10 protein-coding genes and 1 other RNA gene are annotated in these 16055 nt (G+C 61.9%); 10 read left to right on the top strand and 1 reads right to left on the bottom strand.

Annotated features, from left to right (window positions below):
• The 6 genes from smc (at position 1) to L6D74_RS13145 (ending at position 10692) form a co-directional block, all read left to right on the top strand.
• Complete coding sequence (gene smc / locus L6D74_RS13170) at positions 1-3489, top strand: chromosome segregation protein SMC (RefSeq protein ID WP_236189450.1); 3489 nt, start codon at positions 1-3, stop codon at positions 3487-3489.
• A 258-nt stretch (positions 3490-3747) separates the two neighbouring features.
• Entirely contained in the window at positions 3748-4614 is an 867-nt protein-coding gene (zipA, locus tag L6D74_RS13165) for a cell division protein ZipA (protein WP_236189449.1), read from the top strand.
• 87 nt (positions 4615-4701) lie between these two features.
• Positions 4702-7059, top strand: a complete 2358-nt coding sequence (gene ligA, locus L6D74_RS13160) for an NAD-dependent DNA ligase LigA (protein ID WP_236189447.1) — start codon at positions 4702-4704, stop codon at positions 7057-7059.
• A 68-nt stretch (positions 7060-7127) separates the two neighbouring features.
• Positions 7128-8294, top strand: a complete 1167-nt coding sequence (locus L6D74_RS13155) for a zinc-binding metallopeptidase family protein (protein ID WP_236189446.1) — start codon at positions 7128-7130, stop codon at positions 8292-8294.
• Positions 8295-8405: 111 nt separating this feature from the next.
• Positions 8406-8502, top strand: an RNA gene (gene ffs, locus L6D74_RS13150) — signal recognition particle sRNA small type.
• 231 nt (positions 8503-8733) lie between these two features.
• Positions 8734-10692: a hypothetical protein gene (locus tag L6D74_RS13145; RefSeq protein ID WP_236189445.1), complete on the top strand. Its 1959-nt coding sequence runs from the start codon at positions 8734-8736 to the stop codon at positions 10690-10692.
• Between the two features lie 9 nt (positions 10693-10701).
• Here the strand turns inward: L6D74_RS13145 and L6D74_RS13140 are convergent, their stop codons facing one another.
• Positions 10702-11451, bottom strand: a complete 750-nt coding sequence (locus L6D74_RS13140) for a substrate-binding periplasmic protein (protein WP_236189444.1) — start codon at positions 11449-11451, stop codon at positions 10702-10704.
• A 145-nt stretch (positions 11452-11596) separates the two neighbouring features.
• Between L6D74_RS13140 and dnaX the strand changes: the two genes are divergently transcribed.
• The 4 genes from dnaX to recR all read left to right on the top strand — a co-directional run bounded on the left by dnaX (position 11597) and on the right by recR (position 16053).
• Complete coding sequence (gene dnaX / locus L6D74_RS13135) at positions 11597-13681, top strand: DNA polymerase III subunit gamma/tau (protein WP_236189443.1); 2085 nt, start codon at positions 11597-11599, stop codon at positions 13679-13681.
• A 67-nt stretch (positions 13682-13748) separates the two neighbouring features.
• Positions 13749-14087, top strand: a complete 339-nt coding sequence (locus tag L6D74_RS13130; RefSeq protein ID WP_007951650.1) for a YbaB/EbfC family nucleoid-associated protein — start codon at positions 13749-13751, stop codon at positions 14085-14087.
• A 262-nt stretch (positions 14088-14349) separates the two neighbouring features.
• Positions 14350-15384, top strand: a complete 1035-nt coding sequence (locus L6D74_RS13125; RefSeq protein ID WP_074687639.1) for an NADP-dependent oxidoreductase — start codon at positions 14350-14352, stop codon at positions 15382-15384.
• 66 nt (positions 15385-15450) lie between these two features.
• Positions 15451-16053, top strand: coding sequence for a recombination mediator RecR (gene recR, locus L6D74_RS13120; protein ID WP_007951652.1), 603 nt, complete (start codon positions 15451-15453; stop codon positions 16051-16053).
• Positions 16054-16055: the final 2 nt, after the last annotated feature.

Genomic DNA, 16055 nt, shown 5'->3' with positions numbered 1-16055 from the left:
TTGCGGCTCAAGTGCATCAAGCTGGCGGGGTTCAAATCCTTCGTCGACCCGACCACGGTGAACTTCCCCAGCAACATGGCGGCGGTCGTCGGGCCGAACGGTTGCGGCAAGTCGAACATCATCGACGCCGTGCGCTGGGTGATGGGCGAAAGCTCGGCCAAGAACCTGCGCGGCGAGTCGATGACCGACGTCATCTTCAATGGCTCGACCAGCCGCAAACCGGTGAGCCAGGCGAGCATCGAGCTGGTGTTCGACAACTCCGACGGCACGCTGCTGGGCGAGTGGGCGGCCTACGCGGAGATTTCGATCCGCCGCAAAGTGACCCGCGACAGCCAGACGACTTATTACCTCAACGGCGCCAAATGCCGTCGTCGCGACATCACCGACATTTTCCTCGGCACCGGCCTCGGCCCGCGCAGTTACTCGATCATCGAACAGGGGATGATCTCCAAGCTGATCGAGTCCAAACCGGAAGACCTGCGTAACTTCATCGAAGAAGCCGCCGGCATCTCCAAGTACAAGGAGCGCCGACGCGAGACCGAAAACCGCATCCGCCGCACCCACGAAAACCTGGCCCGTCTGACCGACCTGCGCGAAGAGCTCGAGCGCCAGCTCGAACGCTTGCACCGTCAGGCCGAGGCCGCCAAGAAGTATCAGGAATACAAGGCTGAAGAGCGCCAGCTCAAGGCCCAACTGTCGGCCCTGCGCTGGCAGGATCTGAACGATCAGGTCAGCCAGCGTGAATCGATCATCGGCAACCAGGAAATCAGCTTCGAAGCGCTGGTTGCCGAGCAGCGCAACGCCGACGCCGCCATTGAACGCCTGCGCGACGGTCACCATGACCTGTCCGAGCGCTTCAATCTGGTGCAGGGGCGCTTCTATTCGGTCGGCGGCGACATCGCCCGGGTCGAGCAGAGCATCCAGCACGGCCAGCAGCGCTTGCGCCAATTGCAGGACGATCTGAAAGAAGCCGAGCGCGCACGCCTCGAAACCGAATCGCACCTGGGCCACGACCGCACCTTGCTGCTGACCCTTGGCGAAGAACTTGATCAACTGACTCCCGAGCAGGAAATCACCAACGCCGCCGCCGAAGAAGCCGCCGCTGCGCTGGAAGATTCCGAAGCCGTGATGCACGGCTGGCAGGAGCAGTGGGACGCCTTCAACCTGACCGCCGCTGAACCGCGCCGTCAGGCCGAAGTGCAGCAGTCGCGCATCCAGCAGCTGGAAACCAGCATGGAGCGTCTGGCCGATCGGCAAAAGCGTCTCGGCGAAGAGCGGGCGTTGCTGTCGGCCGATCCGGAAGACGCGGCGATCATGGAACTCAGCGAACAGCTCGCCGAGTCCGAAGCCACCCTTGAAGATTTGCAGACCAGCGAAGCAGCCCAGGTCGAAAAACTCGAGCAACTGCGCCAGGAACTGCAGCAGGCGTTGACCGCGCAGCAACAGGCGCAGGGCGATTTGCAGCGCCTCAACGGTCGCCTCGCGTCTCTCGAAGCCTTGCAGCAGGCCGCGCTCGATCCGGGTACCGGCGCCGCTGAATGGCTGAAAGAACACAACCTCGCCGAACGCCCGCGTCTGGCCGAAGGCCTGAAGGTCGAGGCCGGTTGGGAGCTGGCGGTGGAGACCTTGCTCGGTGCCGACCTGCAAGCGGTGCTGGTGGATGATTTCGACGGCTTTGATCTGTCCGGTTTTGCCCAGGGCGATCTGCGTTTGCTCAGCCCTGGCAATGACGGCGTGCGCGTGGCCGGCAGCCTGCTGGACAAGGTCGAGGCGCAGGTCGATTTGTCGCCCTGGCTCGCTCAGGTCAAACCGGTCGACAGCCTTGAACAGGCGCTGGCACTGCGTGGCCAACTGGCTGCCGGACAGAGCCTGATCAGCCGCGACGGGTACTGGGTCGGCCGGCATTTCCTGCGGGTGCGCCGCGCCAGCGAAGCCGAAAGCGGCATGCTCGCACGCGGCCAGGAAATCGAATCGCTGCATGCGGAACGCGAAGAGCGCGAAGCCACGGTCGAGGCCATGGAGACTCGCTTGCAGACCCTGCGCGCACAACAGCGGCAGCAGGAAAACGGCCGCGAGCATTTGCGTCGCCTGCTGCAGGACGAAGCCCGTCAGCAAGGCGAACTGAAGGCCCAGTTGTCCGCCGGCAAAGCCAAGGCCGAGCAGTTGAACCTGCGTCGCACCCGCCTCGACGAAGAGCTGGTCGAGCTCGCCGAGCAGCGCGAGCTGGAACACGAAAACATCGGCGAAGCGCGGATCCAGTTGCAGGACGCCCTCGACGCCATGGCCCTCGACACCGAGCAGCGCGAATTGCTGCTGGCCCAGCGCGACAGTCTGCGCGAACGTCTGGATCGGGTGCGTCAGGAAGCCCGTCAGCACAAGGATCACGCGCATCAATTGGCCGTGCGCCTCGGCTCGCTGCGGGCCCAGCATGATTCGACTCGCCAGGCCCTTGAGCGTCTGGAAATGCAGGCCGAGCGCCTCACTGAAAAACGTGAACAGCTCAGCCTGAATCTGGAGGAGGGCGAAGCGCCCCTGGAAGAACTGCGCCTCAAACTCGAAGAGTTGCTCGACAAGCGCATGAGCGTCGACGACGAACTCAAGACTGCCCAGATCGCTCTGGAAGACGCTGACCGCGAACTGCGCGACGCGGAAAAACGCCGGACCCAGGCCGAGCAGCAATCGCAATTGATCCGTGGCCAGCTCGAACAGCAACGCATGGAATGGCAGGCCCTGACCGTGCGCCGCAAGGCCCTGCAGGATCAACTGCTGGAAGACGGCTACGATCTGCACGGCGTGCTCAATACTCTGACCGCCGAGGCCAGCGAGAAGGCTGCCGAAGAAGAACTTGAACGCATCGCCGCGCGGATTCAGCGCCTGGGCGCGATCAACCTCGCGGCGATCGACGAATACCAGCAACAATCCGAGCGTAAACGTTATCTGGATGCCCAGGACGCCGATCTGGTCGAGGCCCTCGAGACTCTGGAAAACGTCATCCGCAAGATCGACAAGGAAACCCGTAACCGTTTCAAAGATACCTTTGATCAGATCAATGGCGGTTTACAGGCACTTTTCCCAAAAGTTTTCGGTGGCGGGCGGGCGTATTTGGAACTGACGGGCGAAGATCTACTCGATACAGGGGTGACGATCATGGCGCAACCGCCCGGGAAGAAGAACAGCACCATCCATTTGCTCTCCGGTGGCGAAAAAGCCCTGACCGCACTGGCACTGGTTTTTGCGATCTTCAAATTGAATCCGGCGCCGTTCTGCATGCTCGATGAAGTTGACGCACCACTGGATGACGCTAACGTTGGACGCTACGCACGATTGGTCAAAGAGATGTCGCAGACCGTGCAGTTCATCTATATCACCCACAACAAGATCGCCATGGAAATGGCTGACCAGTTGATGGGTGTGACGATGCACGAGCCGGGTTGTTCGCGACTGGTAGCCGTGGATGTCGAGGAGGCGATGGCGATGGTGGATGCCTGAGCCGGCGCTGTCGGAAAGGGTATCTGTAGTCTGTAGGACATATTTACCGGCTTCGACTTGCTGGCCAATCGACATAATCGCGCAAGCCAATGAGACAGACGGTGTAAAGTTGTCTTTGGTCGTGCTAGTTTAATGTCAATTTTTCGTATACGTGGGCAAAACGCCTGTCAGAACATAGAGTTGGCGCCACGTTTTAAAGCGGTTTGCACAGTGTAAACCCCTTATTTTTCAGCATTTTTTATAGAGGCACGGGATTACATGGAAATCGGTCTGCGCGAGTGGCTGATCGTCATCGGCATCATTGTGATAGCCGGTATTCTTTTCGATGGCTGGCGCCGTATGCGCGGCGGCAAGGGAAAACTGAAATTCCGTCTTGACCGAAGTCTGTCCAACCTGCCGGACGAGGACACCAGCGCCGAACTGCTGGGCCCGGCCCGCGTGCTGGATACCCATAAAGAGCCACAACTGGACGAACACGATCTGCCATCGGTGAGCATGCCGGCCCGCGAAGCACGCGAGCCTCGCGAATCCGGTTCCAAGCGCGGCAAGCGTGGCAGCAACGGTCCGGCCCAGGGCGACCTGAACCTCGATCTGGATCTGGACGGCGGCCCGAGCTTCAGCAGCCGTGACGATGATTTCGTCGAGCCTGCTACCAAGTCCTCGCCGGCAGTGGCCGACAAGGATCAGCCGCAAGCCGAAGAAGTGCTGGTGATCAGCGTGATCTGCCGCGACCCGGCCGGCTTCAAAGGCCCGGCACTGCTGCAGAACATTCTGGAAAGCGGTCTGCGTTTCGGCGAGATGGATATTTTCCACCGTCACGAAAGCATGGCCGGCAACGGTGAAGTGCTGTTCTCCATGGCCAACGCGGTCAAGCCGGGCATTTTCGATCTGGACGACATCGACCATTTCAGCACGCCGGCGGTGAGCTTCTTCCTCGGCCTGCCAGGCCCACGTCATCCGAAGCAGGCCTTCGACGTGATGGTCGCGGCAGCGCGCAAGCTGTCCCAGGAACTGAACGGCGAATTAAAAGATGACCAGCGCAGCGTCCTGACCGCGCAGACCATCGAGCACTACCGTCAGCGCATCGTTGAATTCGAACGTCGCGCCCTGACCCAGAAGCGTTGATTGAAAAGGTTGCCTCGCGATAAAGAGGCAATCGGCAAAATAGATTGAGCAGCCTCGGCTGCTCTTTTGCTTTATGAGAGAACACCCATGACTGCCGCCAAAGACCGCATTCTAGAGCTGCGCGCTGAACTCGATCAGCACAACTACCGTTACCACGTCCTCGATGAGCCGAGCATTCCGGATGCCGAGTACGACCGGTTGTTCCACGAGCTCAAGGCGCTGGAAGCGGCCAATCCGGAACTGATCACCAGCGACTCGCCGACCCAGCGTGTGGGCAGCGTCGCGCTGACCGCGTTCACCCAGGTGCGTCACGAAGTGCCGATGCTCAGCCTCGGCAACGCCTTCGAAGAAACCGACATGCGCGAGTTCGACCGTCGGGTGACCGAGGGTCTGGACCTGCCGGCCGGCGATCTGTTTGGCGGTGGCGCGGCGGTGGAATACAGCTGCGAGCCGAAACTCGATGGTCTGGCGGTCAGTCTGCTGTATCAGGATGGCGTGCTGGTGCGCGGCGCCACCCGCGGCGATGGCACCACCGGCGAAGACATCAGCGTCAACGTGCGCACGGTGCGCAACATCCCCCTGAAACTGCACGGCACGGGCTGGCCGGCGACCCTGGAAGTGCGCGGCGAAGTGTTCATGTCCAAGGCCGGTTTCGAACGCCTCAACGCTTCGCAACTGGAGGTCGGCGGCAAGACTTTCGCCAACCCGCGCAACGCCGCCGCCGGCAGCCTGCGTCAGCTGGATTCGAAGATCACCGCCAACCGCCCGCTGGAATTCTGCTGCTACGGCATCGGTCAGGTCTCTCACGATATTTCCGACACCCATATCGGCAACCTCAAGCAACTGCAAGCCTGGGGCATGCCGATCAGCCACGAATTGAAACTGGCCAAGGGCATTGGCGAATGCCTGGATTACTACCGCGATATCGGCGAACGCCGTAATTCGCTGGCCTATGAAATCGACGGTGTGGTGTTCAAGGTCAACAGCATTGCCGATCAGCGCGAACTGGGTTTCCGCGCCCGTGAACCGCGCTGGGCCATCGCCCACAAGTTTCCGGCCATGGAAGAACTCACCGAACTGCTCGACGTGGAATTCCAGGTCGGCCGCACCGGTGCCGTCACACCCGTGGCGCGCTTGAAGCCGGTCAAGGTTGCTGGCGTCACCGTGGCCAATGCCACGCTGCACAACATGGACGAAGTCGCTCGGCTGGGCCTCATGATCGGCGACACGGTGATCATTCGCCGCGCCGGTGACGTGATCCCGCAAGTGGTGCAGGTCGTCACCGAGCGTCGTCCCGAAGACGCGCGGCCGGTGCAGATTCCCGAGAGCTGCCCGGTTTGTGGTTCCCATGTCGAGCGCACGCAACTGGTCAAACGCAGCAAGGGCAAGGAAACCATCAGCGAAGGTGCGGTGTATCGCTGCGTCGGCCGACTGGCGTGCGGTGCGCAACTCAAGCAGGCGATCATTCACTTCGTCTCCCGTCGCGCGATGGACATCGAAGGCCTCGGCGACAAGAGTGTCGAGCAACTGGTGGACGAAGGCCTGGTCAGTTCGCCGGCTGATCTCTACGCGCTGAAGTTCGAGGACATCGTCGACCTCGAAGGCTTTGCCGAGGTGTCGAGCAACAAGTTGCTGGCTGCGATTGAAGACAGCAAGAAACCGGGGCTGGCGCGCTTCATCTATGCGCTGGGCATCCCGGATGTTGGCGAGGAGACGGCCAAGGTGCTGGCCCGCTCGCTGGGGTCGCTGGAGCGCGTCCAGCAAGCCTTGCCGCAGGTGCTGACGTACCTGCCGGACATCGGTCTGGAAGTGGCGCACGAGATTCACAGCTTCTTCGAAGATGCGCACAACCAGCAGGTGATTACCGAGTTGCTGGGCCATGGTCTGGAGATTCAGGATCAGGGCGAGCTGGGTGCCGAGTTTGCTGCGAGCACCACGCTGGGCGGCTTCCTCGACAAGCTGCACATTCCTTCGGTCGGGCCGGGCGGGGCGCAGAAGCTGGCTGACAAGTTCGAAACGCTGGAAGGGGTGATGACCGCTGACTGGTTGGACATGCGCCAGGCATTGCCGGAGAAGCAGGCCAATTCGGTACGCGAGTTTTTTGCCTTGCCCGAGCATCGTCAACTGGCTGAAGACGCCGAAAAGCAACTGCGCGATTTCGGCATGCACTGGCAGAGTGAGAAGAAAGTCGTCGAAGGCTTGCCGCTGGCTGGCGAAACCTGGGTGCTGACCGGCAAGGTCGAGCTGATGAGCCGCGATGTCGCCAAAGAACACCTGGAAAGCCTAGGCGCCAAGGTCGCCGGCTCCGTGTCGGCCAAGACCCATTGCGTGGTCGCCGGGCCGGGCGCCGGGTCGAAACTGACCAAGGCCAACGAACTGGGCGTGAGGGTCATGGATGAGGAGGCGTTTATCGCGTTCCTGAAAGGACACGGTATTTCCGCCTGACGCAACGCGCGGGAACGATCAGCTCGCGGGAATGATCTAGTCTTGGCAAGCCCAAGGGAGAGATCGCCATGTACCGCTTTTTCGAGCAGCTCAGTTCTCGCATCGTCGCGCCGTTCATGGGCGAATCCTCGCGCAACAGCAAAGTCTGGCCGTGTCGCTGCGGCCAGTCGCTGTTCTTTCGCAACAGCCAGTGCCTGGCCTGCAACGCGGCGCTGGGTTATCAACCGGAACACAGTCGACTGACCTCGTTGCAGCCGGGGCCGCAAAAGGGCACCTGGACGCTGGACGTCGATCCCGACGCCGGGCTGTTCCGGCGTTGCGCCAATCTCGATACCCCGGCGGCCTGCAACTGGCTGCTGCCCGCCAACGATCACGACACCCTGTGCGCGGCCTGCGCTCTGAATCGCACCATCCCCGATCTGTCCGTCCCGGAAAACCCCGAACGCTGGCGCAAGGTGGAAATCGCCAAGCGGCGACTGGTCGCGCAACTGATCAGCCTCGGCCTGCCGGTCGTCCCGAAAACCGTCGACGAAGCCACCGGCCTGGCCTTCGATTTCATCGGCGTCGATCTGCAAGGCAATGCACCCATGACCGGCCACGCCAACGGCCTGATCACCCTCGACATCGAAGAAGCCGACGACGCCCACCGCGAACGGGTCCGGGCGCAGATGCACGAACCCTATCGCACGTTGCTCGGGCACTTTCGCCATGAGGTCGGGCATTACTACTGGGATCGGTTGATCGCCAACGGCCCTTGGCTGGGTTCATTCCGCAACCTGTTCGGCGACGAACGCGCCAGTTATGCCGAGGCGCTTGAACGGCATTATCAACAGGGCGCGCCGGCGGACTGGTCGCAGCACTACGTCAGCGCCTACGCCACCATGCACCCGTGGGAAGACTGGGCGGAAACCTGGGCGCATTACCTGCACATGATGGACGCGGTGGATACGGCGCTGGGTTTCGGCATGAGTGCCCGGGAGATGGACCTGGATTATCAGCCGTTTCCTTCGAGCACGCTGTACGACCCCGAACATCCCGGCGGCGCGGCGTTCCTGTCGTTCGTCAACGCGTGGATCGAACTGGCCGGCATGCTCAACGAACTGTCGCGCAGCATGGGCCAGCCGGATTTCTATCCGTTCGTCCTGCCGCCAGCGGCGATTGCCAAGCTGCACTTCATTCATCTGGTGATCCAGCAAGAGGGCGGCCGCGCGGACGAGGTGCTTCAGGCGCAATAGCAAGTGCTTGAAGCCCTTCATATTTTTAATCTGCAACCAGCGGTTGTAACTTCGTCTCAGATAGGTACAATGGCGCGGCTCGCCGACAGGTGAGTGTCGTTATGGTGACCCTATCGGTCCCCCCGCAACGATTACCCGTGAACCTGGTCAGAGCCGGAAGGCAGCAGCCACAGCGGGAACATTGTGTGCCGGGGTGTGGCTGGTAGGGTTACCACCTTAACGAACATCGAACGAATCAGACAGAACTGCATGGGTTTCGCCCACTGCGGTTTTTTTATGCCTGCAATTTGGCGGTTCGTACCCAAACCTCTTGCTCGCGAGGGCGCCGACACGGGGTAATCATTTGCTCTTCAATCCCGCATACTCGCAGCCACCGAAATAAATGAAGAGTCTGGCCAGGATCGACCCAGCAAGGTCTGCGCCCTGGCCGCGAGGTTTTATGCTCCCGGAACATTCCGATCTATCCAGCCCTGTGTTCTTGCCCGTCACGGATGAAACCTGCGCGAACCTGTTGCAGGCGGGTGGCGCAAAAGCGCTCGAAAGCCTGACCGATCCCGAATTGGCGGCAGTGCTGGTCATCCAGAATCTGGTGCAGACGAAAGAGCAGGATCTCGGCGCCGTGGCGGCAGAGAAAATTCTGGCCAAGCTCTTGTCCTGGGCTGCTGAAACTCGGCAATCAACCACGGCGAGCCTGCTGTTGGAAGCGCAGCGACTGTTCGACCCGCGCAAACTGTATTTCGGCCTGAAGGTCCTGAATCCTCTGAACCTGCGTTTTCTGTCGGCCGAAGAAGTATCCGCACGCGACTACTTGTTGCCCGACGGCCAGTGGGACTTCGAATACAAGGTGCGGCGCCATCGCAGCCATGACCCGTTCAGCCAGCCGATCGTGACGCCCCGACAGCGCGAGCGCTGGTTGAGCCCGGCACAGGACAAACTGGTCAGAACCTTCCGCGCCAATCTGGACGAAGACCTGCACGTTCAAGGCTACGCAGGAATCGGCAAAAGCCATCTGCTGGTGGCGTTGCTGGAGCACCTGCGCCCGGAAAAGACTCTGTTGCTGGCGCGCACCCCGGCCAAGCTCGAAGTTCTTCGTCAGCGCATGGTGGGGCCGAGCGAGAAGAAGGCTGGCAAGACCTTCCTGGCGTTTGCGCAGTCGCTGATGCTCGGGCGCAGGCCTCAGGCTGAAGGGGCGACTCGGATCCTCAGTCGCCAGGCGCTGGCGCAGGAACTGAATATCTTCGGCTTTCGCCACCACGACGGGCAGGCGACCCTTGAACTCTGCCTCAAGGTGATCGAGCGCTACTGCCGCTTTCGCGATCACACTTTTTCGGCGAAGCATCTGCCGCATTTCAACCAGCCGCTCTCCAGCGTCGACGCTCAGGTGTTGCTGGAGTATTCGAGCCGGGTGTGGGGCTATCTCGAACTCAACCCGGCGTGGGGCAGCCAGACTGGCTTCGAAGCGCTGCTGATGATCAAGCGGGCCTGCATTGCTGGTTGCGTGGTGCCGGCGCGCTACACGCACGTGCTGATCGACGAGAGCCAGGATATTCCCGGGTCGCTGTTGCAGATCATCGAACGTGGCCGCCAAGTGCTGATCACCCTCGGCGACGAGTACCAGCAGGCCAGCGGCGTGCCGGTCAAACGGCACCGTGAGGTTCGCCAGAGCGATATCAGCTATTCCGTGCGTTCGGGTCGCAACGTCGAGCGGCTGGTCAATCCGCTGATCGCCCGGCACTCGCAGAAGGGCAAGATTCCGTTCGAAGGCGCCAGTGATGCTGACGTCCAGATCAAGGAATATCCGGAAGGTTTTGTGCCGCCCGAAGGCTGCGTGGTGCTGACGGCATCGCCGTGGGACACGATGATCTGGGCCATCCACCTGCACGATGCCAACTGCAAGTTCAGATTCCCGGACAAGCGCACCCAGGATGAACTCAAGCATTTCATGGCCACCGCCATCGAACTGTTCAAACCTGATTTCTACCGCTCCGAATTCAGCGAAAACGGCGTGCATCCGTACTTCAGCGACCTGCCCGACTGGCAGGCCGTGTGCGACGCCAACCAGTTCGACGAGTCGTTTCTGCGGGTCAAGGCCAAGCTGGAAAACGGTTTCATGATTGCCGACCTGACACGCCTTACCCGAATGATCGACAACGCCGGCAACGGCTGCCTGCTGATGCTCGCGGAAGAGGCGGGTGGCATGGAGTTCGACAAGGTGCTGCTGACACCGGGGCTGCTGACCAACGAGAAATTCAAGGATGCCTACGCGTTCGATCAGCGGATCTGCGCCGTGTACATCGCCATCTCCCGCGCCAGGCTGAAGCTATACGTGCCGTACGATGTCGTGGCGTGGGTCGAGTATCACGAGTACCAGCGGTTTCGTGATACGGCGGGGCATTGAGGGTCTGGCTTACGGTTCGCCGCCCGCGCTGCCGGTGTACAGCCGGATAATGTCATCAATCTCCCCCGACATTTTCATCCGCAGCAACGTCCTCAATATCTGCTGCACCGGCACGTTCGGATCGTTGCGCACATAGCAACCGACCTTCTGTTCCTGCAACACCGCCACCGCTTGCAGTTGTTGCCCCGGCAGCAGGCGCTGGTTGAACCAGTCCAGGGTCCATTGATTGCTGACGGCGTAGCGATAGCGGCCGGCCAGCAGTTTGTCGAGCACCTGCTCCTGATTGCGCGCGTCTTCGCGCGAGAGTCGGTCGGCGTCGAATATTGGTTGCAGCGTGGGGTAGCTGTAGCCGAGCACGGTGCCGATCGACTGGCGGGGCAGGTGGGCCGGATCGGCGCGGGGTGGTTGGTCCTGACGGCTGATCAGCAGGTCGCGCTGGAAGAACAGCGGCAGACTCCAGATATAGTCCCCGGACAGGTTCGGCAGCCAGGATTGTGCGGCATAGCAGCGCACGTCGACTTCGCCGTGTTCCATGGCGTTCTGCACCCGGGCGCGGGGCAGGACGTGAAATTGCGCCGGCACGCCGACCTGGGTCGCCAGGCTGAGCATCATGTCGTAGAGAATGCCCTGGGTCGGGCGGCCGCGTTCGATCTGCACCATCGGCATCGCCCAGCTGTCGGCAACGGCGAAGCGCAGTGGCGGTTGCGACGCCATCGCGCTCAGGCTGATTCCCAGTATTGCCCCCACGGCCCACCGCATAAACGCTCCGGTAATTCCCGATCCCGAACCGATAAAAGCCCCTGCCCATGCAGCTTAGCCAGAATAGACGAGCACACCGGATGCAATTTTGCCCTTGCTCCGCTAGCATTAGCCGCTTCTGCTTCCTTTGCCGCGACGGTTTTCGATGAGTTATCAGGTTCTTGCACGTAAATGGCGTCCGCGCTCGTTCCGCGAAATGGTCGGCCAGACCCATGTGCTCAAGGCTCTGATCAATGCCTTGGACAGCCAGCGCCTGCACCACGCCTACCTCTTCACGGGTACGCGGGGCGTCGGCAAGACCACGATTGCGCGGATCATCGCCAAATGCCTGAACTGTGAAACAGGTATCACTTCAAGCCCGTGTGGCGAGTGTTCGGTGTGCCGCGAGATCGATGAAGGCCGTTTCGTCGACCTGATCGAGATCGACGCCGCGAGCCGGACCAAGGTCGAGGACACCCGCGAGCTGCTCGACAACGTGCAGTACGCCCCGAGCCGCGGGCGCTTCAAGGTCTACCTGATCGACGAAGTGCACATGCTCTCCAGCCATTCCTTCAATGCGCTGCTGAAAACCCTCGAAGAGCCGCCGCCCTACGTCAAGTTCATCCTGGCGACCACCGACCCGCAGAAACTTCCGGCAACGATTTTGTCGCGATGCCTGCAGTTCTCCCTGAAGAACATGACGCCTGAGCGGGTGGTCGAGCATCTGACCCACGTTCTGGGCGCCGAAAACGTCCCGTTCGAAGACGACGCCCTGTGGCTGCTCGGCCGCGCGGCGGACGGTTCGATGCGTGACGCCATGAGCCTGACCGACCAGGCCATCGCCTTCGGTGAAGGCAAGGTATTGGCCGCCGATGTGCGGGCGATGCTCGGTACGCTGGATCACGGTCAGGTCTACGACGTGTTGCACGCGCTGATTGAAGGCGACGCCAAGGCGTTGCTCGAAGCCGTGCGCCATCTGGCCGAACAGGGGCCGGACTGGAACGGCGTGCTCTCGGAAATTCTCAATGTGCTGCACCGTGTCGCCATCGCCCAGGCCTTGCCGGAAGGTGTCGACAACGGTCATGGCGACCGTGACCGGGTGCTGGCACTGGCCCAGGCGTTGCCGGCTGAAGACGTGCAGTTCTATTACCAGATGGGCCTGATCGGCCGCCGCGACTTGCCGCTGGCGCCGGACCCGCGAGGCGGTTTCGAAATGGTGCTGTTGCGGATGCTGGCCTTCCGGCCGGCGGACACGGCAGACGCCCCGAGGCAACCGCTAAAGCCAGTGGGGATCAGCCAGGCCACAGTTGATTCCGCAAACTCAGTGGCTGCCGCGCCGAAACCTGCGCCGGTAGTTGCTGCGGCTGTTGCACCCACACCCGCGCCAGCACCGGTGGTTACGCCTGCTCCCGAGCCTGCACCGGTTGCCCAGGTGATTGCGCCGGAACCCGTTCCTGAGCCAGAGCCAGAGCCGGTTGCCGTTGAGGAAGTTGTCGATCTGCCGTGGAATGACCCGGTAGAACCGGCGCCTGTCCAGCAGCCAGCGGTCGAGCCGGTGCTGGAAACCATTGCCGAACAACCCGATTTGCCGCCAATGCCGCTGCCGACTCCGGACAGCGTCGTGCCGGACGCCCCGGAGTGGGCCGCCGCGCCAATCCCCGAACCGTCAGTAGCCGACGTCGATGCCGCCACACCGGGCATGGACATGGACGACGAGCCGCCGCTGGACGAGGACTACATCGAGCCGGACATGGATTCGGCCTACAGTTACCTCGACGATCTGGCCAGCGAACACGCCGCAGAACCGACCCCCGAGCCCGAGCCGGAACCTGCCGCCGCGCCGGCCACCGGTCTGGCCCTGCAATGGCTGGAGCTGTTCCCGCAACTGCCGATTTCCGGCATGACCGGCAGCATCGCCGCCAACTGCACGCTGATCGCGGTCGATGGCGACAACTGGCTGATGCACCTGGACCCGGCCCACAGCGCCTTGTTCAACGCCACCCAGCAGCGTCGCCTGAACGATGCGCTGAACCAGTTCCACGGACGCACGCTGACCCTGACCATCGAGCTGATCAAGCCCGAACAGGAAACCCCGGCCCAGGCCGCGTCCCGGCGCCGTGCCAACCGTCAGCGCGAGGCTGAAGAATCGATCCACGGCGATCCGTTCATCCAGCAGATGGTGCAGCAGTTCGGCGCGGTCGTGCGACACGATACTATTGAACCTGTCGACGCCCTGGTCAGTCAGGGCTAATAACTGAGGGCGTCCGGCCTGTATGGCCGGGCGCTGTTTTGATCCAAGTACTTTTGAGGTGATTCCCATGATGAAAGGTGGCATGGCCGGCCTGATGAAGCAGGCGCAGCAGATGCAGGAAAAAATGGCCAAGATGCAGGAAGAACTGGCCAACGCCGAAGTCACTGGCAAGGCCGGTGGCGATCTGGTTACCGTGGTGATGACCGGTCGTCATGACGTGAAAAAAGTCAGCATCGACCCGAGCGTACTGCCGGGCCTGGACGAAGACGACCGTGAAGTGGTCGAGGATCTGGTGGCCGCAGCCGTCAACGCCGCTGTGCGTCAGATCGAAGCCAACAGCCAGGCGAAAATGGGCAGCATGACCGCTGGCATGAACCTGCCGGCCGGTATGAAACTGCCGTTCTGATTCGCCATCCGGCGACAGATGAGCTACACAAAATGCCAGGCAGTGCGCCTGGCATTTTTGTTTCTGGCCGGTAGAGATGTGTTGGCTGTAATGACGCCTTCGCGAGCAAGCCCGCTCTCACATGGGATTGCATTTCAAATGTGGGAGCGGGCTTGCTCGCGAAAGCGTCAACACGATTTGCCGGAATAAACATCGAACACCCCACCGCCCCAAGGGTCTGCTTCCTATACCCCCGAATTCATCATTCAAAGGAGACGCTGACATGTCCGACCCTCTGACCCTCAATCAACGCTTCGTGCTGGCCTCGCGTCCGGTGGGCGCGCCGACGCCCGAGAATTTCCGTCTGGAGCGCGAGGCGCTGCCGGACCTTGAGGACGGCCAGGTGTTGCTCAAGACCCTGTACCTGTCGCTCGATCCCTACATGCGCGGACGCATGAGTGACGCGCCGTCCTACGCGGCGCCGGTACAAATCGGCGAAGTGATGACCGGTGGCGCTGTCAGCCGGGTCGAGCAGTCGCGTCATCCGAAATTCCACCCTGGCGATCTAGTCGTCGGTGCCACCGGTTGGCAAAGCCACAGCATCAGCGATGGCCGCAACATCATCCCGATTCCGTCGGGCCTGCCGAGCCCGTCGATGGCGCTTGGCGTGCTGGGCATGCCGGGCATGACCGCCTACATGGGATTGATGGACATCGGGCAGCCTAAAGAAGGGGAGACCCTGGTGGTCGCCGCCGCTTCCGGCGCAGTGGGCTCGGTGGTCGGCCAGGTTGCGAAGATCAAAGGTCTGCGCGCCGTCGGCGTGGCTGGTGGTGCCGAGAAGTGCAAATACGTGGTCGAGGAACTGGGCTTCGACGCCTGTATCGATCACAAGGCACCGGACTTCGCCGAGCAACTGGCCAAGGCCTGCCCCAATGGCATCGACATCTATTATGAAAACGTCGGCGGTCACGTCTTCGATGCCGTCGTGCCGCTCCTCAATCCCAAGGCGCGGGTCCCGTTGTGTGGCCTGATTGCCGGCTACAACGCCTCGGAAGCGCCGAAAGGCCCGGATCGCCTGCCCATGTTGCAACGCACCTTGCTGACCAAACGGGTACGGATTCAGGGTTTCATCGTGTTCGACGACTACGGTGACCGTCAGCCGGAATTCATCAGTGCCATGGTGCCGTGGGTGCGCGACGGCAAGGTGAAATTCCGCGAGGACGTGGTCGAGGGCCTGGAGCAGGCGCCTGAGGCGTTTATCGGACTGCTGGAGGGGCGCAACTTCGGCAAACTGGTGGTGAAGGTCGCCCAGGACTGAGGATTTGACGCTGGCCGGAGGCGCGGGTATAAACCGCGTCTCGTTGTTTTGTCGGACTTTTTCCCCATGAGCTTCAGCCCTTTGATTCGCCAACTGATCGACGCCCTGCGAACCTTGCCGGGCGTGGGTCAGAAAACTGCCCAGCGCATGGCGTTGCAGTTGCTCGAACGTGACCGCAGTGGCGGCACGCGCCTGGCCCAGGCCTTGAGCCAAGCCATGGAAGGGGTCGGACACTGCCGCCAGTGCCGCACGCTGACCGAAGACGATCTGTGCCCGCAATGCGCCGACACCCGCCGCGATGACACGCTGCTGTGCGTGGTGGAAGGGCCGATGGACGTCTACGCGGTCGAGCAGACCGGCTTCCGTGGTCGCTACTTCGTGCTCAAGGGGCACCTTTCGCCGCTGGACGGCCTGGGCCCGGAAGCCATCGGCATTCCGCAACTGATGGCGCGGATCGAAGAGGCGGGCACCTTCACCGAAGTCATCCTCGCCACCAACCCGACCGTGGAAGGCGAAGCGACGGCCCACTACATCGCTCAGTTGCTGCAGAACAAAGGCCTGATCGCTTCGCGCATCGCTCACGGCGTACCGCTGGGTGGCGAACTGGAGCTGGTGGACGGCGGCACGCTGGCTCACTCGTTTGCCGGGCGCAAGCCGATTTCCCTCTGAGT

This window comes from Pseudomonas pharyngis (assembly GCF_021602345.1).
GTDB classification, from domain to species: Bacteria; Pseudomonadota; Gammaproteobacteria; order Pseudomonadales; family Pseudomonadaceae; genus Aquipseudomonas; species Aquipseudomonas pharyngis.
The sequence above is the reverse complement of the archived record's forward strand: the minus strand, read 5'-3'. Positions and strand labels throughout refer to the sequence as shown.

Excerpts from the sequence above, each read along its gene's own strand:
- L6D74_RS13130 (WP_007951650.1), top strand. The coding sequence starts at position 13,749 with ATGATGAAAGGTGGCATGGCCGGCCTGATGAAGCAGGCGCAGCAGATG.
- zipA (WP_236189449.1), top strand. The coding sequence starts at position 3,748 with ATGGAAATCGGTCTGCGCGAGTGGCTGATCGTCATCGGCATCATTGTG.
- dnaX (WP_236189443.1), top strand. The coding sequence starts at position 11,597 with ATGAGTTATCAGGTTCTTGCACGTAAATGGCGTCCGCGCTCGTTCCGC.
- L6D74_RS13145 (WP_236189445.1), top strand. The coding sequence starts at position 8,734 with ATGCTCCCGGAACATTCCGATCTATCCAGCCCTGTGTTCTTGCCCGTC.
- ligA (WP_236189447.1), top strand. The coding sequence starts at position 4,702 with ATGACTGCCGCCAAAGACCGCATTCTAGAGCTGCGCGCTGAACTCGAT.
- L6D74_RS13125 (WP_074687639.1), top strand. The coding sequence starts at position 14,350 with ATGTCCGACCCTCTGACCCTCAATCAACGCTTCGTGCTGGCCTCGCGT.
- recR (WP_007951652.1), top strand. The coding sequence starts at position 15,451 with ATGAGCTTCAGCCCTTTGATTCGCCAACTGATCGACGCCCTGCGAACC.
- L6D74_RS13155 (WP_236189446.1), top strand. The coding sequence starts at position 7,128 with ATGTACCGCTTTTTCGAGCAGCTCAGTTCTCGCATCGTCGCGCCGTTC.
- L6D74_RS13140 (WP_236189444.1), bottom strand. The coding sequence starts at position 11,451 with ATGCGGTGGGCCGTGGGGGCAATACTGGGAATCAGCCTGAGCGCGATG.